Consider the following 23083-nt stretch of genomic DNA (forward strand, 5'->3'; position numbering starts at 1 on the left):
AATGGTCACGGTGGGTGGAAACATCCGCCGCGGGGTGCGTTGAAGTACAAGCCGGGGCGCAAGCTGGCCCGGATCATTCGGATGTTGGATGGGACCTGCCGATTCACCGGCTGCCAGAAACCGTCGGAGGACTGCGAGATCGACCATATCGTTCCGTTCAACCATGCCGACCCCATGGCGGGTGGGTGGACGATCGAGTCGAATCTGGCGTGTCTGTGTAAGGAGCATCATGATCTGAAGACCCGGGGGATCATCCGGGTGGAGATGCGCTGCAACCGGGAGTACTGGATCGACACCAGAGCCGGCCAGCAGGCGCGGACCAAGCCCGCGGTCCGCCGAAAACGACGGGTGGCCTGACAGCCGGTGCTTGCAACGTCGAGGGTTCGGTATTTGCCGAAGATTCACTCGGTGGGCGGTGACTGGAACTGTGTGCGCTTCCAGTCACCGTTGATCTCGTCGCGTTCGCGGACGGACTCCCGGAAACCCACTGTTGCCGAACGATTCTGAAACTCGTAGCCCTCGCGCGTGTGGCGAGAGATGCCATCGAAGACGGTGCTGATCATTCCTGAGTTCCCAACCCCTTGAGTCAGCAATGCACTGTTGAGCGCCAGCTTGCTCATGATCAGTTGATTGATCGGCACCCGTGAGATGCGTTGCAACAGGTCTTCGGTTCGCTCGTCGAGTTCGTCGGCAGGGGGTGCTTCGACAGCAAGCCCCCACTCGTGAGCCTGCTTTCCTGACAGGCAATCTCCGGTGAAGAGCAGGCGCTTGGCTCGCTGATCGCCGAGGCGATGTGCCCACATTCCGGCCGCGGGGATGCCCCACACCCTGGTCGGTGGATATCCGATCTTGGTGTCGTCGGCGCAGATGATCTGATCGGCGTAGAGCGCGATATCGGTGCCGCCCGCGACGGCGAAGCCGTGCAACTTGGCGACAGTCGGCTTGTCGGCATGGAGCAGGCTCGCGAAACCACGGTTGAAACGGCTCATCATCGCGTAGTCGATCATGGGGTCCCATGTGCGCGAAGGGTCGTGATTGCGCGCCTGCACAACCGGATCGACGACGGTGCCTTCATGCGGGTCTGGTCCCGAATCCGGCTTGCCCCCGTTCTCCGCGAAGATCGACAGGTCATAGCCGCCGCAGAAGCCCTTGCCTCGACCCGAAACCACCATGACGTGAACGCGCGGATCAAGATCGGCTCGTTCGACGACGCGAGCCAATTCGACAGGTGTGTCGGCTGTGATGGCATTGCCCTGCTCAGGGCGGTTGAACGTGATCCGGGCGATATGACCGGTCACCTCGTACGTCAATGTCCGGTAAGTCTCCGTGTTGTCGGCGGGTCTTCGGCCGGCGAAGAGCGAGTTTCTGCCCGAGGTGAGGTCGTCGCGCCACCCGGCCGGCTGTGTCCCGGCTTGCTCGGACATGTCGTCACCCCTGACGGTTCTCGAGTTTGGGTGTCACCCGTTCAACGATCGCGGCGGTGTCGACGCCGGTCGGCAGTGTGCCGAAAACGTCACCGTGATCGTGTCCGAGGCGGCTGACCGTGAAAGCGTCTGCGACAGCTGGGTTTCCGTATCGAACCAGCAGCGAGCCCTGCAGCACCTGAGCCATCTGGCCGACCACCCGGCGTGCTCGATGCTGGAGGCTGTCGAAGTCGATGAACTGGTTTTCGAGATCTGAGATCGCGTGATCGAGATGTGCGTCAGCGCCCGAGGCGAGCTTCACCTCGTCCAAGAAGGCAGTGAGCGTCTCTGGTTGTTTGGCCATCGCCCGCAGCGCATCGAGGGCAGCGACGTTGCCTGACCCCTCCCAGATCGACATCAGCGGCGCCTCCCGGTACAGCCGCGGCATACGTGACTCCTCGACATACCCGTTGCCGCCCAGGCACTCCAGTGCTTCGGCGGCATGGATGGGTGCGCGCTTGCAGACGTAATATTTGCTCACCGCCAAAGAGATACGTCGCAGTGCGTCGGCGTCTGCATCGCCTGCGGCCGACTTGTCGGTCAGATCGGCGAGCCACAGGCCGACCGAGGTCGCTGCCTCGGCCTCCACCGCGAGGTCTGCGATCACGTTGCGCATCAACGGTTGATCGATCAACGTGGCTCCGAACGCTGTGCGGTGGTTGGCGTGGTGAGCTGCTTGCGCGACACCGTTGCGCATTCCAGACGCCGATCCGAGCGTGCAGTCGAGACGGGTCATGTTCACCATCTCGATGATGGTCCGCACCCCGCGGCCTTCGTCGCCGACCAGCCAGCCCACGGTGTTGTCGTATTCGACCTCGCTACTGGCGTTGGACCGATTGCCCAACTTGTCCTTGAGGCGTTGCAACGCAAAGGTGTTGCGCGTTCCGTCCGGGAGGATGCGCGGAACCAGGAAGCACGACAGACCGCCGGGTGCCTGCGCCAAAACCAGGAAGACGTCGCACATCGGAGCCGACGTGAACCACTTGTGTCCGGTGATCCGGTAAGTCCCGTCAGCGGTGACGGTGGCTGTCGTGGTGTTGGCGCGGACGTCGGAGCCGCCCTGTTTCTCGGTCATCGACATACCGGCCAGCAGTCCTGCCTTCGACTGCGGCGGACGCAAGCCCGGGTCGTAGGTGGTCGACGTCAGCCCGGGTTCGTACAGCGCCGCCAGTTCTGGGTTCGCGCGCAGGGCCGGCACCGCGCCGTACGTCATCGATATCGGGCAGCTGTGGCCGGCGTCGACCTGGCTCCACACGGCCATCTTCACGGCCCGGACGAAATGCGGGTTGGGTGTCGACTGCGTCCACGGCGTGCCCCCCAGCCCGAATCCGACTGCCTCGGTCATCAGGTGGTGGTACGCGGGGTCGTAGTCCACTTCGTCGATCCGATTGCCATATCGATCGTGTGTCCTGAGCGTCGGGGGATTGGCTTCCGCGCGGTCACCCCATTGGATGGCTTCGGCACTACCGGCGAGTCGGCCGATCCGGTGTAGCTCGTCGAGGATGTGATCAGCGCCGGCGCGGTGAACCGCGTCGAGGATCGACGGGGTGTTGGCCGCGTCGTAACCGACCAGTTCAGGGACCTGATTCGTGACGAGGTGAGTAGGCATGTCTCGATTATATTACATATGTGGTCACATGCGCCAGGGAATTGTAATGATCGCGAGACGCGATAGCATCGTGCGATGACTACGGGCGCTACAGGTGTTCGAAAGCTGACTGCACGCTCGGTCATACTCAGTGCATTACTCGGTTTTCAGTCCGCGCAGGCGCAGGTCCGCGGGGTCCTCGCGTTGGCCACGGAGTTAGGTTTGCAGGAATCGGCCGTTCGCGTTGCCTTGACGCGGATGGTTGCGGCCGGCGACCTCGAACGCCACGACGGCATGTATCGGTTGTCGAGTCGGCTGATCGAACGGCAGCGCCGACAGGACGAGGCACTGCATCCCGGGGCAGGGCCCTGGGACGGCCGGTGGAGCATGGCCGTGGTCACCACCGGCGCCGCCGGTTCCACAGATCGCGCCGCTGTGCGCGACGCGCTGCGCGCCGCCCGTTTCGGTGAACTGCGGGAGGGGGTGTGGACCAGACCCGCCAACGTCGGCGTCGTACTGAGTGCGGAAGTTCGCGGCCGGCTCACCATGTTCTCCGCGGTGCCGGAGGAGTCGCAGGCCGACTTGGTGGCGCGCTTGTTCGCGCTCGAGTTGTGGGCCGACACGGCAGAGGGGTTGCTGGTAGCCATGGACAACGCAACGGCGGTGTCCGAGCGCTTCGAGGTCGCGGCCGCGATGGTGCGACACACGCTCGACGATCCGTTGCTGCCGGCCGAACTACTGCCTGCGAACTGGCCGGGGGAGCGCTTGCGCGAAGGCTACGAAAACTTCCGGAAGGAACTGACCGCCCTCGCGGAGAGGGTTTTTGCTGCGGGCTGAGATGTCACCCGAACTCGCATTGCTTCGGAGCGCAAGTTCGTCGGATGATTCGAGCGAATGCACTCGCCGTCTCGGCACCTCTGATTACATCAAGGTGACGGTCGGATCAGAGTAATGGTGGCTCACCACAGCCGCCGCGGCGCGCACGAATGGAGACGAACGACATGGCTGAGCAGGTGCGTGAACAGTGGTCTACCCGGACCGTTTTCATCTTGGCGGCGATCGGCTCGGCTGTCGGATTAGGCAATATCTGGCGTTTTCCGTACGTCGCCTATGACAATGGCGGTGGAGCGTTCATCATCCCGTACCTGATTGCGTTGCTCACCGCGGGCATTCCGCTCTTGTTCTTCGACTACGCGATCGGGCACAAGTTTCGCGGATCACCGCCTCTGGCGTTCAAACGGTTGCACAAACGTGCTGAGGTAATCGGTTGGTGGCAGGTCGGGGTTTCGTTCGTCATCGCGGTCTACTACGCGGTGATCATCGCCTGGGCCGCGCGATACACCATCTTCTCGCTCGATGAGGCGTGGGGCGACGATGCCGCCACGTTCTTCTCCACCGACTTCCTCCAGCAGGACAGTGAATCGACATTTGGGTTCAACTACGTCACCGGTGTGTGGGTACCGCTGCTCCTGGTCTGGATTGCCGTGATCGCGGTGCTGGCGCTGGGCGTCCAGAAGGGAATCGGGTCAACCGCCAAGGTCTTCGTGCCGTTGTTGGTCACCCTCTTCTCGGTTCTGGTGGTTCGTGCGCTGTTCCTTGATGGTGCCGGCCTCGGCCTTGATGCGCTCTTCACCCCGGATTGGTCTGCGCTGACCGACAGCGGAGTGTGGATAGCCGCCTACGGTCAGATATTCTTCTCGCTGTCGATCGCCTTCGGCATCATGATCACCTACGCGTCGTACCTCAAACGTAAGACCAATATGACCGGGTCAGGCCTCGTCGTCGCGTTCTCGAACAGCGGCTTCGAGATCTTGGCCGGCATTGGCGTGTTCGCGGTGCTCGGTTACATGGCTCAGTCCGACGGGGTCGCCGTCAGTGAGGTCGCGAGCAGCGGCATCGGATTGGCATTCATCGCTTTCCCCTCCGTCATCTCGATGATGCCGGGTGGGCCGATATTCGGTGTCTTGTTCTTCGGCTGCCTGGTCTTCGCCGGGTTCACTTCGCTCGTGAGCATCGTGCAGGTCATCATCTCAGGTCTCCAGGACAAGACCGGCATGGCGCGTGTTCCGGCAGTCCTGCTCGTGGGCACGGTCTGCACAGCGGTGTCCATGATTCTGCTGCCGACCACCACAGGCCTCAACGTCTTGGATGTCCTGGACAAGTTCGCCAACAACATCGGTATCGTCTCGGTGGCTGTGGTGGCCCTGGTGGTCGTCTCCTGGTTCACCCGTTCGTTGCCCGCGCTGCAGGATGACCTCAATGCGGTGTCGTCATTCAAACTGGGCATCGTCTGGCGGGTGTTCCTCGGGGTGATCACCCCTGTCGTTCTCGCCTACATGCTGATCGACGAGGTCAGCACTCTGATATCCGATGGTTATGGGGGGCTGCCCACCGGATTGGTCGTCGGGTTCGGCTGGGTGGTTCAGCTCGGCGTCGTGGCGCTGGCGATCGTGTTGTCATTCCTCCCCTGGCAGAGATCAATCGATCTGACAGTCCCGTCCACCTCGAAGGAAGAAGCCAAATGAGCGCCTCAGCGATCGTGATGATGCTCATCGCGTTGATCCTGGTGTGGGGCGGTCTTGCCGCGAGCCTCATCCACCTGCGAAACAACCCTGACGATCCCGACTGATCAGCTCCGTCCGTGGGGGACTACTTCCTCCTTGTCCTCCACGGCGTCCCACACATGCCCTGGGAGATCTCCCGGCAGATACTTGTTGCCGCGACCGACGAATCGGTCGTCGCGACCAAGTTTTCGCATCGCTTCGAAGTCTTTCAGGGCGCCGAAGGCCCATTTGCCGAGCAACAAAATAGCAATGAGGTTGACTGTGGCCATTCCGGCCATGGCGACATCAGCCAGGGCCCATACCGTGCTCAACGCGGTCAGTGAACCGAATCCGATGGCCGCCAGCACCAGCGTCCGTAGTGCCTGCAGGGAGTTGCCCTTGATGCCGAGGAAGTGCAGGTTGATCTCGGCGTACGAGTAGTTGCCGAGAATCGACGAGAACGCGAAGACGAAGATCAGGATCGTCATCGGGAGGGTCGTCCAGCTGCCGAGCTGATCGGCGACCGATTCCTGGGTCAGGGTCGCACCCTCGACGGATTGTTCCGCTGCCGTTGGGTCGTAGACACCAGAGACCAGAACGATGAAAGCCGTCGCGGAACAGATGACAATTGTGTCGACGAAGACGCCCAGAGACTGGATGAGCCCCTGCTTCGCCGGGTGCGACACGGTCGCTGTGGCAGCGGTGTTGGGTGCGCTGCCCATACCGGCTTCGTTGGAGAACAGGCCGCGTTTGACGCCGTTGAGCATCGCAGCGAGGATGCCGCCGGCGGTCCCGCCGATGGCTTCGTTGAGTCCGAACGCGCTGGAGATGATGTCCCCGAAGACCGAAGGGAGCTCGCCGACGTTCATCAGCACGATCACCACGGCAAGGAGCACGTAGACCCCTGCCATGATCGGCAACAGGTACTCGGCGATGCGTGCGATCCTGCGGATGCCGCCGAAGAGGATGGGTGCGGAAATCACTACGAGTACGACAGCGATCCAGCCGGCGTCGATGTCGGTGGTGTCGCTGACTGTGGTGGCGATCGTGTTGGCCTGGACCATGTTGAAGGCGAATCCGAAAGCGAAGATGAGCAACACCGCGAAGACTGCGCCCCATGTGCGCGAACCGAGTCCCCGTTGGATGTAGTAAGCAGGGCCGCCGCGGAAGCTGCCGTCGTCAGCGCGCACCTTGAACATCTGCGCCAGGGTTGCCTCGATGAACGCCGTCGACATCCCGACGAGCGCAACCACCCACATCCAGAATATTGCTCCCGGGCCACCCAGAGTCAGTGCCACGGCGACCCCGGCGATGTTGCCGGTGCCGACGCGCGAGGCGAGGCCGACACAGAAAGCCTGGAACGAGGAGATGCCCCCTTCCGCGTCGGAGCGAGAAGCGGCGATGCTTTTGAGCATCGCGGGAAACAGGCGCACCTGTACGAACTTGGATCGCACGGTGAAGTAGATGCCGGCGCCGAGAAGTAAGTAGATCAGGAAGACGCTGTACAACTTGTCTGCCAGGAAGTCGATGACGGCGTTCACGGACCTTCTTTCCTGCACACATGTAGCACTCGGCACGGCATGCATACGTTGTATCGACAGTTAGCCTAGGCAATCGTCACATACCGCACGGCGTTGGTTCTGCGGAGATCACTGGACTGTGGCAGCGACGGCTCGATCAATATTGAGCGGAACAGACTCAACTCTTCGTGCGTTACACCTTCTGAACGGGCACAATGAGGCCCGTACCTACTTGCATTAGGACCAGAAGGAAGGTGCACGAGTGGACAGTTTCAACCCCACCACCAAGTCGCAGGCGGCTTTGTCGTCGGCAATCCAAGCGGCGGCTGCAGCCGGTAACCCGGACGTTCGGCCTGCTCACGTACTCGTCGCGCTGCTCGACCAATCTGACGGGATCGCTTCGCCGCTGCTCAAGGCGGTCGGCGTTGATCCTGCTCAGACCCGTGCAGCAGCTCAACAGCTCGTCGATCGGATGCCCACGGCCTCCGGTGCGAGCTCGACCCCGCAGCTCAGCCGGGAGTCGATCACTGCGATCTCTGCAGCACAGCAGCTGGCCGGCGAACTCGACGACGAGTTCGTCTCAACCGAGCATCTCGTTGTCGGTCTGGCGACCGGCGACTCCGATGTCGCAAAGTTGTTGGCTGATGTCGGTGCTACTCCGCAGGCCCTGCGGGAGGCATTCGTCGCCGTTCGCGGTAGCGCTCGCGTGACCTCGGCCGACCCGGAGAACACCTATCAGGCTTTGGAGAAGTACTCCACCGACCTGACCGCGGCCGCACGTGAAGGCAAGCTCGATCCGGTCATCGGCCGCGACACCGAGATCCGTCGCGTCGTCCAGGTGCTCAGCCGTCGTACCAAGAACAACCCGGTTCTCATCGGTGAGCCCGGCGTCGGTAAGACTGCCATCGTCGAAGGGCTGGCCCAGCGGATCATCGCGGGCGATGTCCCCGAGAGCCTGCGCGGAAAGACCGTCGTCTCCCTCGACATGGGATCGATGGTCGCCGGTGCGAAGTACCGCGGTGAGTTCGAGGAGCGGCTCAAGGCCGTCCTCGAGGAGATCAAAGGCTCTGCCGGACAGGTCATCACGTTCATCGACGAGCTGCACACCATCGTGGGTGCCGGCGCGACCGGTGATTCGGCGATGGATGCCGGCAACATGATCAAGCCGATGCTCGCCCGTGGTGAGCTGCGGCTGGTCGGTGCCACGACCCTCAGTGAGTATCGCCAGTACATCGAGAAGGATGCAGCTCTCGAACGTCGGTTCCAGCAGGTGTACGTCGGTGAGCCGTCGGTCGAAGACGCCGTCGGCATCCTGCGTGGCCTCAAGGATCGTTACGAGGTACACCACGGCGTCCGCATCACGGACTCCGCGTTGGTGGCTGCCGCGACCCTGAGCGACCGCTACATCACGTCCCGGTTCCTCCCCGACAAGGCCATCGACCTGGTCGACGAGGCCGCGTCGCGTCTGCGCATGGAGATCGACTCTCGCCCTGTCGAAGTCGACGAGGTCGAGCGTATCGTGCGCCGACTCGAAGTCGAAGAGGTCGCCTTGGAGAAGGAGACCGACGAGGCATCGAAGATTCGTCTCGACAAGCTCCGCTCGGAGCTGGCCGACCAGCGAGAGAAGCTCAACGAGCTCTCTGCTCGCTGGCAGTCCGAGAAGAACGCCATCAACTCGGTGCGCGACCTCAAAGAGCGTCTGGAACACCTGCGTGGTGAGTCCGAGCGTGCTGAGCGCGATGGTGATCTCGGTCGTGCCGCCGAGCTACGTTACGGCCAGATCCCCACGCTGGAAAAAGAACTCGAGGTCGCTGCGGCGAAGTCGGGTGCCACCGGCGGTGGCGACGTGATGTTGCAGGAAGAGGTCGGACCCGACGATGTGGCCCAGGTGGTCTCGTCGTGGACCGGCATTCCATCGGGACGCATGCTCGAGGGCGAAACCGCGAAGCTGCTCCGGATGGAGGACGAACTCGGCTCCCGCGTCATCGGACAGAAGCTGGCCGTGGAAGCGGTATCGGATGCGGTACGTCGTGCCCGGGCCGGTGTTGCCGACCCGAACCGGCCGCTGGGATCCTTCCTATTCCTCGGCCCGACCGGCGTCGGTAAGACGGAGTTGGCCAAGGCGCTCGCGGAGTTCCTGTTCGACGACGAGCACGCCATGGTTCGCATCGACATGAGCGAGTACGGCGAAAAGCACAGCGTTGCACGGCTCGTGGGTGCTCCGCCGGGCTACGTCGGATACGAATCCGGTGGCCAGCTGACCGAGGCCGTTCGGCGTCGCCCTTACACGGTGGTGCTGTTCGACGAAGTCGAGAAGGCTCACCCGGACGTCTTCGACATCCTGCTCCAGGTACTCGACGAAGGTCGGTTGACCGATGGTCAGGGTCGCACCGTGGACTTCCGCAACACGATCCTGATCCTCACGTCCAACCTCGGCGCCGGCGGTGACAAGGACCAGGTGATGAACGCGGTCCGGATGGCCTTCAAGCCGGAGTTCATCAACCGCCTCGACGATGTCGTGGTGTTCGATGCGCTCACCCCGGACGAACTGGTCTCGATCGTCGACATCCAGATCGGTCAGCTGGGCAAGCGCCTCGCACAGCGTCGACTGACCCTCGATGTGTCCGACGACGCCAAGAAGTGGCTCGCCACACGTGGTTTCGACGCGCTGTATGGGGCCCGGCCATTGCGGCGCCTCGTCCAGCAGGCCATCGGCGACCAGCTCGCCCGCGCGCTGCTGGCGGGCAAGATCACCGACGGCGACACGGTCTCGGTGACCACGAGCGACGACGGCGAGACCCTCGTCGTCGGGTAACCGCCAGACAAGGACCCCGGCACCCATTGGGTGCCGGGGTCCTTGCCGCGTGGGTAGAGTCGCTCAACCTTTGATGAGTCCGACAGCGACCATCGAGTTGACGACGCTCGCCGCGACAGTCCGAGCGACCGCGGCACCGACAGCATCGGCGCCCCATTCGCCACGCTCGAGTTCCTTGCCGCGCGTGTACACATCACCCGACCACGGGATGTCGCGATAGAAGGTGGGGAGCGTACCGCTCGCCGACAGCAATGCTCCGAGCGCTGCGATCCGGGACTGCGGGCTGACTCCGTCGACAAAGACCGCCCGAACCTGCGCCAACAAATCACTGCGTCGTCTCCCGTCGCCCTCGCGCAACGACGTTGTGGTGAACAGCCGCAACCTCTTCTTGCGTTCGGCAACGATGTACCCGCGTTCGACCAACCGGTCGAGGACGATCGGTCGCAGCGTCGGACCGATGGACGCCAGGAGGGTCTGTGGGTCCCGTGGCTTCTCGGCGATTCGGTCCCACGCCGACCTCAGCAGCGGGTCCGTCAGAGGGGTGTCCTCGACAGCGCTGACGAGACTCCCACGCACGCCACCCCGGTTCTCGATGGCGATCTGATTGGTGAAGGCGAGTTCGGTCAGAACCGCACCACCGAGAACATAGAACAGGGTGCCTTCGCCGGCGATCGTCCCGGATCGGGGGTCAAACAGCAGCAACAGGAGGTCTTCGGCGATCAACGGATCCTTGGACGAGTTCGGCGTGCTCATCAAGCTTGGTTGTATTCGTCATCGGTGACGGGCGACAGCCACTCGACGGCGGCGTTGTCGTCGTCGGCCTCGTTGATGGCCAGGTGCACCATCAACCGAGTCGGTGCGGCGCCATGCCAGTGCTCCTCGTTTGCTTCGAACAGCACCCGGTCGCCGGGCCTGATGACCTCGACGGGTCCACCCCGGCGCTGGCACAGCCCGACTCCTTCTGTCACGAACACGGATTGACTGAGCGCGTGACGGTGCCAATGTGTGCGGGCGCCGGGCATGAAGTGAACGAGATTGGCTGACACCCGTGACGGCGCCGGAGCGGCTGCCACCGCGTCGATGTACACGTCCCCGGTGAACCAGTCCTTCGGGCCTTTGGCGGTGTCGATCGAGCTGCGAACTATGTGCATGCTCTCCATTGTCCTCGCGTTCGAGGGTGCTCAGCGCACGAAGTCGACCTGCACCTCGGTGACCCAGTCCGCCTGATCGTCGGACATCTCCAGATAGATCTCCCGGGCCTGGCCGTTCAAGGCGAAACCTTGCTCGGACACCCAGCGGTTGAGCTCCTGATACGTCGAGTCGATGGAGTCCATCGAGCCCTGATGGATCATCGATGCGACCTCACCGCCGGGGATGTCGAAGGTGTCGAGCCCGGTCACGGGTCCGGACGCCACGGGGAAGGTCGCATGCACCCAGACCGCGTCCTCGGATTGCTCGGGTGCGGGGGAGTAGAAGGCCACGCTGGGGCCGACCGGGGTGACTGCGGTGGCCCCGAAGGCGGCCATGATCTGCGGGTAGAGCGACTGGATGACGGGTCCGATGTCGTCGCTGGTCTGGCTGGAAGCAAGGGCTCGTAGCCCGACGTTCTTGATCGGCTCGACGGTTTTGGTGAGAACGGTGGGTGTGGACATGTCTGTCTCCATTTCGATGAGTCGGAGTCTCGCTTCCACCTGGGCGAGCCGGTACTGGTCGTGGCGGATCTGGGACTGGATCTCCGCGTGGCGCAGGCGCAACATCGCTCGCAGATCAGACCCGGTGAGTTCGTCGTCGACGATCCGCCGCACCTCTTCGAGGCGCAGGCCCAGGTCTTTGAGTGCGACGACGCGGTTGAGTCGCTGCAGCTGGGACACCTCGTAGTACCGGTAACCCGTATGAGGGTCCGTGCGCTGGGGTGTCAGCAGTCCGATCGAGTCATAGTGCCGCAACATCCGGACCGATACCCGGCCCAGTTTGGCGAAATCTCCGATGGTGATCATTGCGCTCTCTACGTTGCGGTCTCACACAGTGTCAGGGTCAAGGGTGCCGCATCCGAATGTGGTCGACAAGGGCACGCTCGGTCGAAACAAAGTCCCGGTCAACGGCTTTAAGGGCCCGCTCGGCGTCTGGAACGGCAAAAACCGGGCCGCGCCGATGATGGCACGACCCGGTTCTTCGGCCGAGAGGTTCAGGCAGCGACGGGCACTGCGTTCTGGGTTTCGTCACCGAGGGCGTGTCGATTCATCCGGATCATGAAGACGGTGACGGCCAGGGCGAGAGCCATGAAGCCGGCGCCCCAGTAGAACGCCACGTCGTAGCTGTGGATGCTGGCCGCCATGAATGCCGCCGGATCGGCCGGAACGGGGTTGCCGTCGGCGCCGGCAGTCATTGCACTGCCCGAGCTGTTCGAGAAGACCTGAGCCACAATCGTGCTCAGAAGCGCGACACCCACCGAACCGCCGACCTGCTGAGCGGTGTTGACCAGTGCGCTGGCGACTCCGGAGTCCTTCTCGTCGATCCGGTGCAGGGCGACCGCCTGCATGGAGACGAACACCAGGCCCATGCCGAGGGCGATCAGGAGCTCGCTGGGCAGGACGTGGGCGAGCCACGTCGAATCCGAATCCAGTTGCGCCAGGTACAGATATCCCAGGACGCCGGAAACGGTGCCGGCAATCATCAGGGGCCTCGGTCCGAAGCGCGGAAGCAGTGAGCTGGCCGAGGCCGCGGAGATGATCAGCGCGATCGGGAACGGCAGGAACAAGATCCCGGCCCTCAGCGGCGTTTCTCCGAGGGTGTTCTGGAAGTAGTAGCTCAAGAACAGGAACATCGCGAACATGGCGGTCGGGATGATGAAGGCCACCAGGTAGGCGCCGCCCCGGTTGAGTTCACCCGGGATGCGCAGTGGCAGTAGCGGATGTGTGGTTCGCATCTCGATTGCGACGAATGCGGCAAGCAACGCGGCTCCGGCGACGAACAGCAGGATGGTCGACGGTGCGCCCCAGCCCGATTCGGCGGCCTTGGTGAATGCGTAGACAATGGCGATCAGGCCGAGGGTGACCGTGACGGCACCGGGAATGTCGTAGCCGCCGGTTCGTTTGGCAGGCCGATCCTTGATGACCAACCAGAGGCCGCCGATGGCCGCGATGATCGCGATCGGGGTGTTGACCAGCAGTGTCCAACGCCAGGACATGTACTCGGTGAGTGCGCCGCCTGCGATCAGGCCGATGGCGGCACCGCCGCCGGACACTGCTGCGTAGACGGCGAAAGCGCGTGCCCGTTCGCGGTGTTCGGTGAAGGTCACGGTGATCAGGGACAGAGCCGCGGGTGCGAGCATCGCTGCGAACACACCCTGTAGGGCGCGACCACCGAAGAACGACATCTGATCCCAGGCGAACCCGGCCATGGCCGAGGAAGCCGCGAAGCCCGCGAGTCCGATCAGGAACATGCGGCGACGGCCCAGGTAGTCGGCCATACGTCCCCCGAGGAGCAGTAGTCCACCGAACAGCAGGGTGTATGCCGTCAGTGCCCACTGCCGATTGGCATCCGAGATGTCCAGGTCGACCTGCGCATAGGGCAGGGCAATGGTGATGATGCTGGCGTCGAGAACCACCATGAGCTGGGCGAGGGCGATGATCCCCAGCGCCCACCAGCGGCGTGAGTCGCCGGTCGATTTAGGTGCGGTGTCGCGGTCAGGAAGGTCCTGCGCGATGACGGTGTTGGGTGAAGCCACGAGATCCTCAAATCTGGAAGAGGGTGGATGCTGAATCGATCTGTCGCCCAATAGTGGCAGGCTCAGACAGAAGTCGTCAAGCGACAAAATGCACAATCGGACATTTGGCGCACGAAGCAGCAATTTCGCCGAAGCGGAGTTATCATGTGGACGTGAGTATCGCGGAAATCGGAACAGGCCAGGTCAAGGCAGGTCTCCGTGAACGGAAGAAGCTTCAGACGCGCGACCGGCTGATTGCCGCCGCGCTGGAGCTGTGTGACCAGCAAGGTTTCGACGCGACCACGGTCGAGCAGATCTCGGATGCCGCAGACATCTCGCCTCGGACGTTCAACCGCTACTTCGCCACCAAAGAGGACGTTGTCCTCGCTCCGATCGAGGACATGATCGTCGCGATGGCGAACTCCCTCGAGGCGCAGCCGCGCTCCGACAATCAAATCGAGGCCCTGGTGAATGCGCAGGTCCAGATCTTGGGTGGACAATGCCCGACCGGGAGTGTGGATCTCACGCGGTTCGAGACGATGAACCGGATCATCCAGAACGCGCCGTCGGTGAATGCGCGCAGCATCGAACTGGGCGACCGGAAGATGAGGAGCATCACCGACCTGGTCGCCAAACGGATGGGCGAGCCGGCGGATGACCCGACGGTGCGGGTGACCGTCTCGGTCTACATGGCACTGATGCACATCTCGATGGATGAGTGGCGATGCGGCCAGGTCGGGTCAGCACCCGCAGACACCGCTGTTGCCGCCGACACCCTCAAATCGACGTACGAGATCTTCCGCGGGATCGCCAAAACCGTCTGAGGTCCAGGTTCAGTTGCTGTCGTCGTACTTGTTCTTCGAGTTCGTTCGCCAGTCGGAGAACTTACGGTTGACGCTCTCTGCCACATCCGAGGCAGCCTGACCAACGCCGTCGACCACCCCTCCGAGCCCGTCGCGGATCCCCTTGATCAATGGGTCTTCGGACTCGTCGAAGTTGTCGCGGTACGCCTTTCGCGCCGCGCCGATATCGTCGGCGACCTTGGCGCTGTCGTCGTCCTCGCGCCGCGGGTAGAGGCCGGCCACGATCTTTCCGTAACCACCGCGATCGACCCAGCGGTTGAGCTCTGCAGCTCGTAGCACCGAGAACGGGTGCGATTGCATCTCCAGGTTCAGCAACTTGAGGACGCCGTCGCGCAGGTCGCCGGTCCGCTCGTACTCTTTCGCCTGGGCGATGAACGCCTGGGTGTCCATCTGGTCGAGGTGCTTGCCGCCCGCCAGTTTCAGTTCCACGCGCAGCGCCACATCGAGGTCTTGGCTGCAGAGTAGTCCGGCGCGGTCGCCCGACAGCTCGGACTTGCGTTGCCACTCCATCAGTGCGGCGACGATCGCTCTCAAGGCCCACCCGCCGAGCGGGATGAACCCGATCGACGCGGCGATCCGGGTCAGGTGCATCAACATCGTTCGGTACACCGCGTGCCCCGACAGTGCGTGCCCGAGTTCGTGCCCGATGACAAAGCGCAGCTCGTCGTGGTCCATCAACTCGTACATGCCGGAGGTGACGACGATGAAGGGCTTGTCCATCCCGATGCAGACGGCGTTCACCAGCGGCGATTGGGAGATGTAGAGCTCAGGCTTGACCGGCGCGTCGAGCGTTCTCACGCACTCGTCGAGCAGAGCGTCGAGATCGGCGAATTGCCTCGGGCCCACCCGCGCAGAACTGGCGAGGTACAGCAACCGGTGCTGCCGTTCCCTCAGCAGACCCGACAACGTCTTGAGGACCTGATCGAAACCTTTGAGTCTGCGCAGGGCGGTCAGCGCGGTGCGATCGGCGGGGTGTTCCCACGCCCGCGAACTTATGCCCGGAAACGGGGCGCGCACGGATACGGGTACATGGGTCATCGTCGCTGGTCCTCCCTGTGCCGGATGAGACTGGTGCCCGGCAACCCGATCAACCGTAGCGAAACCCGCGTTCACAGACCGCGAATGTAGTTCTTTCAGACGACCGAGCCGGACGCCACCGACAGGCGTTCCCCTGGCCGGTGGGAGGTGTCGGTTCCCTGGGTTAGTTTAGGACCGTGGGGACACAGCGATGGCGGGCCGATCAGGTGCTGGCGCTGGCCCCTGATGCGGGGTCCCAGGCAGCTGGTCGCAAGCTGGCCATCCCGACGCCGTGGTCGTCGACGGGCAGCGCGGACAACGTGGTGTGGGGACTGTGTACGGGCAGCGGCAGGAACCCGTATCAAACGATCGTCGACCTCAGCGGCCCCGCGTACAGGTGTTCATGCCCGTCCCGGAAGTTCCCGTGCAAGCACGCACTCGGTCTGCTGCTGCTCTGGGCAGCAGGCAGCGTTCCGGACGCGGCGGCGGTTGGTGATTTCGCCAGGCCGTGGATCGAGGAACGTGCCGCAAAGGCTGCAGCCGCAGTGCCCCGCCCCGAACGCGCCGAACCCAAGGATCCCGAGCGTGCGGCCCGAACCGCGGAGCAACGGGCAGTTCGGGTCGCAGGCGGGCTCGACGAGTTCGAGATGTGGCTCTCCGACCAGGTACGTAATGGACTCGCCGGCGCGGAGGCGGACCCGTATCGCCGATTCGACCCGGTGGCCGCACGACTCGTCGATGCCCAGGCGCCGGGGCTGGCCCGCCGGGTCCGGGAACTCCCCTCATTGGTCACCGGTGCCCGGTGGCCTGAGCGGCTTCTGCGCGAACTCGCGATGCTGAGGCTGCTCGCACGCGCTCATGGACGCATCGATGAACTCGACCCGGCAATGGCCGCCAACGTTCGCCGACATCTCGGCTATCCGGTGGCGCGAGCCGACGTGTTGGCGACCGACCCGGTGCTCGACACCTGGCAGATCGTCGCGGTGCGTGACCGCGACGACGAACAGCTGATCACCCGCAGGGTCTGGTTGTGGGGCCACGCCACGGGCAGATGCGCTGTGGTGCTGTCGTTCTCGCCCACGGCGGCCGGCCTCGACGGTCGTTTGATCCCGGGGATGTCCTTTGCCGGACCGTTGCACTTCTATCCTGGAGCGCCGCCGCTGCGGGCATTGGTGCCCGAGGGCGACCTGGGATTGAGAACCGCGACGCGCGGATCGGTCGTCGGGACAACAGTGCAGACCGCCCTCGCTCAGCGCGCCGACGCTATTGCGAAGGATCCTTGGCTGCAGAGTTTCCCGGTGGTCATCGTCGGCAGGCCGGCACTCGCCGATGGTCGCAGGCTGCTCGTGGATGACGACGGCGTGTCCATCGACCTCGACACCAGCGACGACCGTTGGTTCGCCTTGCTGGCAGTATCAGGAGGTCATCCGGTGCAGGTGTTCGGTGAACTCGGTACCGAGGGGCTCGACCCGGTCGCCACCGAGGCTTTCGCGGCGCACCGGTTCGGCGCGGCGTGAACGGCTGGGACGAGTTGGTCTCGGCAGCGACGGTCGGCGTCGGCGGCAAGGCTCTCGACCTCGGTGAGCTCGATCCTGCGATCGCCTCCGCGGCGGCCATGGTCGATCGCAAAGACCCTGTGTCTGCCGTACTTTCGATCGCCGCACTCGACACCATCGCCACGCGGGCCGGCATGCCGACCGGTCCGCCGGTGCAGGTGATACCTCCCGCACCGGACGATCAGGGCCGGGTCATGAGCGACCGTCTTGCCGGATTGCTCGGACAAGCACTGGATTCGGGTGACGAGATGGCCACGTGGGCGATCGAGGCGATGGCTGCACGCGACGTGCGGGTGCCGCCTGAACTGATCCCGATGCTGTTGCAGCGCACCAGACGGCACGTCAGAATACGGCCCGCTGTCGCAGTCCTGGTGGGCGCCAGAGGCCGGTGGCTCGCCGAGGTCAGCGGCATCTCATCGGTGTTGCCACCCAAAGATCTGGGTGTGCAACCCGAAAGCGCCGCTGATTTCGAGGAGACCTGGGCGTACGGAAGCACGCCCGCCCGGGTGGAGGTGCTCCGTCTGTGGCGATCGGAGGATGCCGCGGGCGCGCTGCGGCGACTGGAAACGGTCTGGCCCTGCGAACCGGGTGATACCCGGGCCGCACTGATCGGCGCGCTCGAGATCGGACTGTCGGCGGCCGATGAGGTGTTCCTCGATCAGGCACTCGACGATCGCAAGGGGTCGGTGCGTGCGGTGGCCGCGCGACTGCTGAAGGACATCCCGGGCTCCCGGTTGCAGCAACGGATGATCGAACGTTCCCGGCGTCTGCTCGTCGCATCCGGCCGTGGCCGTCGGCTGACGTTGTCACTGGTGTTGCCCGCAGGCGTTGACGACTCGGCACAGAGAGACGGCATCAACCCCAAGCCACCGCGAGGCACGGGCGCCGGCACCTGGCTGGCGGGGCAGGTCTTGCAGAACACCCCACTGGGACTGTGGGAGAGCATGTTCGAGAAGACTCCCGAGATACTCGTCGGGGCGGTGGCGGATGACGACGCCGAGACCGTGCTGGGTGCCTGGGGCGAGGCAGCCGTCGCGCAACGCAACGCGACGTGGGCGGCCGCGCTGTACCGTGCGCCCGGCGCCGACCCCGCACTGATCGGCGTCCTCGACGACCCGAAGCGGAGTGAGGCGGCTGTGTGGTGGCTACGCAACCGCCGACCACCCGGCAATGTGCTGGCCCATGTGCCGGCGCCCTGGACCGATGAGGTCGCCGCGACTGCCTTGAATGCAGCACTGCGTGAATCGATCTCACCGTCGGCGTCCCCGCTGTGGCACTGGCGCGGTCTCGTCGACCTGCTCCGGCTCGGACTGCCGGTCGGCCCTGCGTATCGCTGGATCGAACAGATCGACGCGGCGCGCGACCGGATGAAGGGCGGCTGGCCGCAGCTGCTCGAACCACTCAAGTGGGCGCTGATCTTGCGCACCGCGATCACCGAGGAGATGCATGACGAATCCTGAACAGGACATCCTGCGCCCGCACGCCGAACAGCTCTACGCCGACGAACTGGAGGCGCTTGCCCGATCCGACGACAGGCCGCGGCCGCAGCGGTGGAACATGTCGCCGCCGGCGGTGGTGACCTATCTGCTCGGCGGCACGCTGAGTGACGGAACGGTCATCTCCCCTAAATACGTCGGTCCGCGACGCCTGATGGAAGTCGCGGTCGCCACGCTCGCCACCGACCGGGCACTGCTGCTTCTCGGTGTTCCGGGTACCGCGAAGACCTGGGTGTCCGAACACCTCAGCGCGGCGATCAGCGGACGCTCGACCCTGCTGATCCAGGGCACCGCGGGCACCCCCGAAGAAGCGATTCGCTACGGATGGAACTACGCGCGTCTCCTCGCCGAAGGGCCGAGTGAGCAGGCGCTGGTGCCCTCGCCGGTGATGACCGCGATGCGCGAGGGCAAGATCGCGCGCATCGAAGAACTCACCCGCATCCCCTCCGATGTTCAGGACGCGCTGATCACGGTGCTGTCGGAAAAGTCGCTGCCCATCCCCGAACTCGGCACCGAAGTGCAAGCCGCCAAAGGCTTTTCCGTGATCGCCACGGCGAACAATCGCGACCGCGGTGTCAACGAACTGTCGTCGGCGTTGCGCAGGCGGTTCAACACCGTCGTGCTGCCGCTTCCTGCGACGGCTGACGAAGAGGTGTCCATCGTGACCCAGCGGGTCCAGGCACTCGGCCAGACGCTGGATCTGCCAGAGATCCCGAGTGCGTCCGAGGAGATCCGCCGCGTGGTCACGGTGTTCCGCGAACTGCGGTCAGGGCTCACCTCCGACGGCCGCACCCGCGTCAAACAACCCTCGGGCACCCTGTCGACCGCCGAGGCGATCTCGGTGGTCACCCACGGGGTGGTGATGTCGGCGCACTTCGGCGACGGGGTTCTGCGGCCGTCCGACACGGCGGCAGGCATCCTCGGTGCCGTGGTCAAGGATCCGGTCGCGGACGCCGTCGTGTGGACCGAGTACCTCGAAGCCGTTGTGCGCGAGCGCAAGGACTGGGCCGACTTTTACCGGGCGTGCCGCGAGGTCGACCATTGACGACGGTGTCCGTCCTGGGGGTACGCCATCACGGGCCGGGGTCGGCCCGTGGCGTACTCGCCGAACTCGACCGGATCGACCCCGACATCATCTTGATCGAAGGGCCGGCAGATGCTGATCCGCTCGTCGGTTTCGTAGGATCCGCGGACATGACGCCGCCGGTCGCGATCCTCGCGTATGCGGTCGATCGTCCTGCCGTCGCCGCATTTTGGCCGTTCGCGGCGTTCTCGCCGGAATGGCAGGCCATGCAATGGGCCGCCCGTTCGGAGGTACCTGTCCGGTTCTGCGATCTGCCCGCCGCGATGGTGCTCGCCCACGGTCGTCGTGGCGACAAGGAGGCCGCCGACATTCCGGATGATGACCTCACCCTCGACCTGGCCGAGCCGGACGGCCTCGACGCGAGCGCACCGGTACGTACCGACCCCATCGGCGTGCTTGCCGACGCCGCCGGATACGACGATCCGGAACGCTGGTGGGACGACGTCATCGAAACCCGTACCGATGGTGGAGGCTTCGACGCGATAGCCGAGGCCATGGCCGCGCTGCGGGGCGAGCTACCGCCGGTGGGTGACCTCGGCGAGCGGCTCCACGAGGAACGCCGCGAAGCACAGATGCGGCAAGTGCTCCGCAAGGCGTTGAAAGAACCGGGCGTGGAGCGGGTCGTGGTCGTCTGTGGGGCCTGGCACGCACCGGCGCTGATGGGCAAGTTGCCGCCCGCGTCCGCCGACGCGAAAGTGCTGCGCGGCACCCCCAAGGTCCGGGTGAAGCTCGCCTGGGTGCCCTGGACGCATTCGCGGCTGGCCTTTGCCTCCGGATACGGCGCGGGCGTGGTCTCGCCCGGCTGGTATCACCATCTGTTCACCCAGCCGCAGGAGGTGATCACCCGCTGGCTCATCAAGGTGGCCCGACTGTTGCGGGACAAAGACATTGCGATCTCCTCGGCGCACGTCATCGAAAGCGCCCGCCTGGCCGAAGCCCTCTCGTCGCTACGCCGCCGGCCGTTGCCCGGGCTCGCCGAGGTCACCGAGGCCATCGAGGCGGTGATGTGCGATGGCGACGACTCCGTGATGGCGCTCATCAACGACGAACTGGTGATCGGCGAACTGCTGGGCTCGACGCCTGCCGATGCCCCGACCGTCCCACTCGAGGCGGATCTGCGCGCCACCGCCCGGTCGGCCAGACTCAAGATCGACCCCATGATCAAGCAAGTCGTCCTCGATCTCCGAAAACCGACGGATCTGGCGAAATCTGTATTGCTGCATCGGCTCGCATCCCTCGACATCGACTGGGGCGTGCCCGAAGACGTCAGCGGTTCGGGCACCTTCAAGGAAGGCTGGCGACTTGCGTGGAAGCCGGACTTCGCGATCGACATCGTCGTCGCGGCGGTGTGGGGCACCACCGTCGAGGCCGCCTCGACCAGCAGACTGATCGACCGCGCCACGACCGCGTCGCGTCTGGCCGAGATCACCTCCGTCCTAGAGCAGGCGTTACTGGCCGACCTCCCGGAGGCCGTCAGCCGGGTGCTCGGCGCCCTGCGAGACCGCGCTGCCATCGATCGCGACGTCGAGCATCTGATGAACGCGCTGCCCGCACTGTCGCGGGCTCTGCGATACGGCGACGTGCGCGGCACCGACACGCGGGCGCTCGCCGAGGTCACCACATCTCTGCTCACCCGGGTGTGCGCCGGCCTGCCCGCTGCCGTCACCGGCCTCGGAGCCGAGGCGGCTGCGGAGTTCCGCACCCTGATCGATCAGGTGCAGGAGGTCACCGATCTTCTCGAGCAGGGCGGGATCGCCGGTGAGGAGGCGGCGAGCTGGCGCACAGTGCTCCGAGCGCTGGCCGACCGGCGGGACCTGCACGGCTCACTGGTCGGTCGAATCGTGCGTATTCTCTTGGACTCTCGGGAGATCGACGCCGACGAGGCCGCGACCAGGCTGCACCGGGCACTGTCGGTGGGTGCGGTCCCGGCCGAGAAGGCGGCCTGGATCGACGGCTTCATCGGTGGGGGCGGGCTGCTGCTGGTGCACGACCGGTCGCTGCTCGCCGTCATCGACCACTGGCTCGCAGGACTGCCCGACGAGCAGTTCGACGAGTTGGTTCCCTTGCTGCGGCGCACGTTCAGCTTGTTCGAAGCGGGTATCCGCCGCAACATCGCGGAGTCGGTGAAGGGAATAGGTGGCGGCGTGATCGCGGTGGCCGCACCCTCGCAGATCGATGCAGACCGTGCGGCGCCGGCCGTGGCTGTCGTCGCGGACCTGCTGGGTCTGCAGCAGGCAGTGGAGGACAGTGCTGATGTCTGAGCAACCCGAGCCGGATCAGGCAGAGGACGCGCGCCTGCGCCGCTGGCGGATGGTCGTCGGGTCGCAGGCCGATGAGGCACTCGGCAAGCCCGGTGGCAGACAGATGCAGGAGATGGACAGCTCGCTCGCCGCGCTGTACGAGGCGCCCCGCAGCCGCCGGGGAGGCCTCGGCGGATCGGCGCCGTCGGTCGCGCGCTGGCTCGGAGACATCCGGAAGTATTTCCCGTCCAACGTCGTTCAGGTGATGCAACGCGATGCCGTCGAACGGCTGGGGATCACCGCACTGCTCGCCGAGCCAGAGCTGATGGACACCGTCGAAGCGAACATCGACATGGTGAGCACCTTGATCGGTCTGGGCAAGGCGATTCCCGAGACCTCACGAGCTTCGGCCCGCACTCTCGTGCGCAAGGTGGTCGACGACGTCGAACGCCGGATCGCCGATCAGACCAGGGCGGCGATCACCGGAGCGCTCAATCGGGCTGCGACGACACATCGGCCCAGACCTGCTGACATCGACTGGAATCGGACGATCGCGAAGAACCTCAAACACTATCTGCCCGAGTATCGAACGGTCATCCCGCAGCAGCTGGTGGGACACGGACGCCGTTCGCAGCAGCTGGGTCGCGATGTGGTGGTCGCCATCGATCAATCCGGGTCGATGGCGGCGTCGATCGTCTACGCATCGATCTTCGGTTCGGTGCTCGCCTCGATGCGATCGATCCGTACGTCCTTGGTGCTCTTCGACACCGAGGTCGTTGATCTGACCGACGAATTGGACGACCCGGTGGATGTCCTGTTCGGGGCCACTCTCGGGGGCGGTACCGATATCAACCAGGCGATCGCCTACTGCCAGGGCCTGATCACCCGGCCGACCGAATCGATTTTCGTGCTCATCTCGGACCTGTACGAGGGTGGTCTCCGGGACAAGATGCTTGCCCGGGTCGCGGCGATGACCGCCGCCGGTATCACAGTGATAGTGCTGCTGGCGCTGTCTGACGAGGGTGCCCCCGCTTTTGACCGTGACATCGCAACGGCGTTGGCCGACATGGGTATTCCGGCCTTTGCCTGTACGCCCGACGCCTTCCCGGAATTGCTGGCGGTGGCGATCGGGCGCGGCGACATCACGGCCTGGGCGGCCTCGAAAGAGCTGGAGCAGCGCGGGATGTGAACG

19 protein-coding genes are annotated in these 23083 nt (G+C 64.6%); 11 read left to right on the forward strand and 8 right to left on the reverse strand.

Going from position 1 to position 23083, the window contains the following annotated elements:
• On the forward strand, positions 1-357 hold a 357-nt coding region (locus tag DFR67_RS02740), incomplete at its 5' end, for an HNH endonuclease signature motif containing protein (protein ID WP_211324926.1).
• A gap of 44 nt (positions 358-401) precedes the next feature.
• On the opposite strand, the gene DFR67_RS02745 is transcribed toward DFR67_RS02740, so the two are convergent.
• Together DFR67_RS02745 and DFR67_RS02750 are read right to left on the reverse strand one after the other, a co-directional pair.
• The gene (locus DFR67_RS02745; protein ID WP_110467922.1) at positions 402-1424 is read right to left on the reverse strand and encodes a crotonase/enoyl-CoA hydratase family protein; all 1023 of its coding nucleotides are present in this window, start codon (positions 1422-1424) and stop codon (positions 402-404) included.
• 4 nt (positions 1425-1428) lie between these two features.
• On the reverse strand, positions 1429-3072 hold the full coding sequence (locus DFR67_RS02750; RefSeq protein WP_110467923.1) for an acyl-CoA dehydrogenase family protein: 1644 nt from the start codon (positions 3070-3072) through the stop codon (positions 1429-1431).
• A 75-nt stretch (positions 3073-3147) separates the two neighbouring features.
• Between DFR67_RS02750 and DFR67_RS02755 the strand changes: the two genes are divergently transcribed.
• From DFR67_RS02755 to DFR67_RS02765, 3 genes are all read left to right on the forward strand, one after another.
• Positions 3148-3888 carry a PaaX family transcriptional regulator C-terminal domain-containing protein gene (locus tag DFR67_RS02755; RefSeq protein WP_110467924.1) on the forward strand — a complete coding sequence of 247 codons (741 nt, stop codon included), beginning with the start codon at positions 3148-3150 and terminating at the stop codon, positions 3886-3888.
• A 164-nt stretch (positions 3889-4052) separates the two neighbouring features.
• Complete coding sequence (locus DFR67_RS02760; RefSeq protein WP_425451238.1) at positions 4053-5576, forward strand: sodium-dependent transporter; 1524 nt, start codon at positions 4053-4055, stop codon at positions 5574-5576.
• Complete coding sequence (locus DFR67_RS02765) at positions 5573-5680, forward strand: methionine/alanine import family NSS transporter small subunit (RefSeq protein WP_110467926.1); 108 nt, start codon at positions 5573-5575, stop codon at positions 5678-5680. The genes DFR67_RS02760 and DFR67_RS02765 overlap by 4 nt, the downstream gene beginning before the upstream one ends.
• On the opposite strand, the gene DFR67_RS02770 is transcribed toward DFR67_RS02765, so the two are convergent.
• A complete protein-coding gene (locus DFR67_RS02770) occupies positions 5681-7135 on the reverse strand; it encodes an alanine/glycine:cation symporter family protein (RefSeq protein ID WP_245937686.1) in 1455 nt (484 codons plus the stop codon).
• 241 nt (positions 7136-7376) lie between these two features.
• On the opposite strand from DFR67_RS02770, the gene clpB reads away from it, so the two are divergent.
• A complete protein-coding gene (gene clpB, locus DFR67_RS02775) occupies positions 7377-9929 on the forward strand; it encodes an ATP-dependent chaperone ClpB (RefSeq protein WP_110467928.1) in 2553 nt (850 codons plus the stop codon).
• 63 nt (positions 9930-9992) lie between these two features.
• Here clpB and DFR67_RS02780 read toward each other — a convergent pair whose 3' ends face one another.
• The 4 genes from DFR67_RS02780 to DFR67_RS02795 form a co-directional block, all read right to left on the reverse strand.
• On the reverse strand, positions 9993-10682 hold the full coding sequence (locus DFR67_RS02780) for a GOLPH3/VPS74 family protein (protein ID WP_110467929.1): 690 nt from the start codon (positions 10680-10682) through the stop codon (positions 9993-9995).
• Entirely contained in the window at positions 10682-11080 is a 399-nt protein-coding gene (locus DFR67_RS02785; RefSeq protein WP_110468282.1) for a (R)-mandelonitrile lyase, read from the reverse strand. Before DFR67_RS02785 ends, DFR67_RS02780 begins: the two co-directional genes overlap by 1 nt.
• Positions 11081-11110: 30 nt before the next feature.
• Positions 11111-11926, reverse strand: coding sequence for a MerR family transcriptional regulator (locus DFR67_RS02790; protein WP_110467930.1), 816 nt, complete (start codon positions 11924-11926; stop codon positions 11111-11113).
• A gap of 188 nt (positions 11927-12114) precedes the next feature.
• Positions 12115-13656, reverse strand: coding sequence for an MFS transporter (locus DFR67_RS02795; RefSeq protein WP_245937687.1), 1542 nt, complete (start codon positions 13654-13656; stop codon positions 12115-12117).
• A gap of 152 nt (positions 13657-13808) precedes the next feature.
• On the opposite strand from DFR67_RS02795, the gene DFR67_RS02800 reads away from it, so the two are divergent.
• The gene (locus DFR67_RS02800; protein WP_245937688.1) at positions 13809-14459 is read left to right on the forward strand and encodes a TetR/AcrR family transcriptional regulator; all 651 of its coding nucleotides are present in this window, start codon (positions 13809-13811) and stop codon (positions 14457-14459) included.
• A gap of 9 nt (positions 14460-14468) precedes the next feature.
• Here DFR67_RS02800 and DFR67_RS02805 read toward each other — a convergent pair whose 3' ends face one another.
• Entirely contained in the window at positions 14469-15536 is a 1068-nt protein-coding gene (locus tag DFR67_RS02805; RefSeq protein ID WP_110467932.1) for a M48 family metallopeptidase, read from the reverse strand.
• A gap of 176 nt (positions 15537-15712) precedes the next feature.
• On the opposite strand from DFR67_RS02805, the gene DFR67_RS02810 reads away from it, so the two are divergent.
• Genes DFR67_RS02810 through DFR67_RS02830 form a run of 5 tightly spaced genes read left to right on the forward strand, consistent with a single transcriptional unit; the run spans position 15713 to position 23080 of the window.
• Positions 15713-17032, forward strand: coding sequence for an SWIM zinc finger family protein (locus DFR67_RS02810; RefSeq protein ID WP_110467933.1), 1320 nt, complete (start codon positions 15713-15715; stop codon positions 17030-17032).
• Positions 17029-18531, forward strand: coding sequence for a DUF5691 domain-containing protein (locus DFR67_RS02815; RefSeq protein ID WP_110467934.1), 1503 nt, complete (start codon positions 17029-17031; stop codon positions 18529-18531). Before DFR67_RS02810 ends, DFR67_RS02815 begins: the two co-directional genes overlap by 4 nt.
• Positions 18518-19612, forward strand: coding sequence for an ATP-binding protein (locus tag DFR67_RS02820; protein WP_110467935.1), 1095 nt, complete (start codon positions 18518-18520; stop codon positions 19610-19612). Before DFR67_RS02815 ends, DFR67_RS02820 begins: the two co-directional genes overlap by 14 nt.
• The gene (locus DFR67_RS02825; protein ID WP_245937689.1) at positions 19609-21912 is read left to right on the forward strand and encodes a DUF5682 family protein; all 2304 of its coding nucleotides are present in this window, start codon (positions 19609-19611) and stop codon (positions 21910-21912) included. Before DFR67_RS02820 ends, DFR67_RS02825 begins: the two co-directional genes overlap by 4 nt.
• Complete coding sequence (locus DFR67_RS02830) at positions 21905-23080, forward strand: VWA domain-containing protein (protein WP_110468284.1); 1176 nt, start codon at positions 21905-21907, stop codon at positions 23078-23080. Before DFR67_RS02825 ends, DFR67_RS02830 begins: the two co-directional genes overlap by 8 nt.
• Positions 23081-23083 lie beyond the last annotated feature (3 nt).

It is taken from the genome of Williamsia limnetica (assembly GCF_003217475.1).
Classification (GTDB): domain Bacteria; phylum Actinomycetota; class Actinomycetes; order Mycobacteriales; family Mycobacteriaceae; genus Williamsia; species Williamsia limnetica.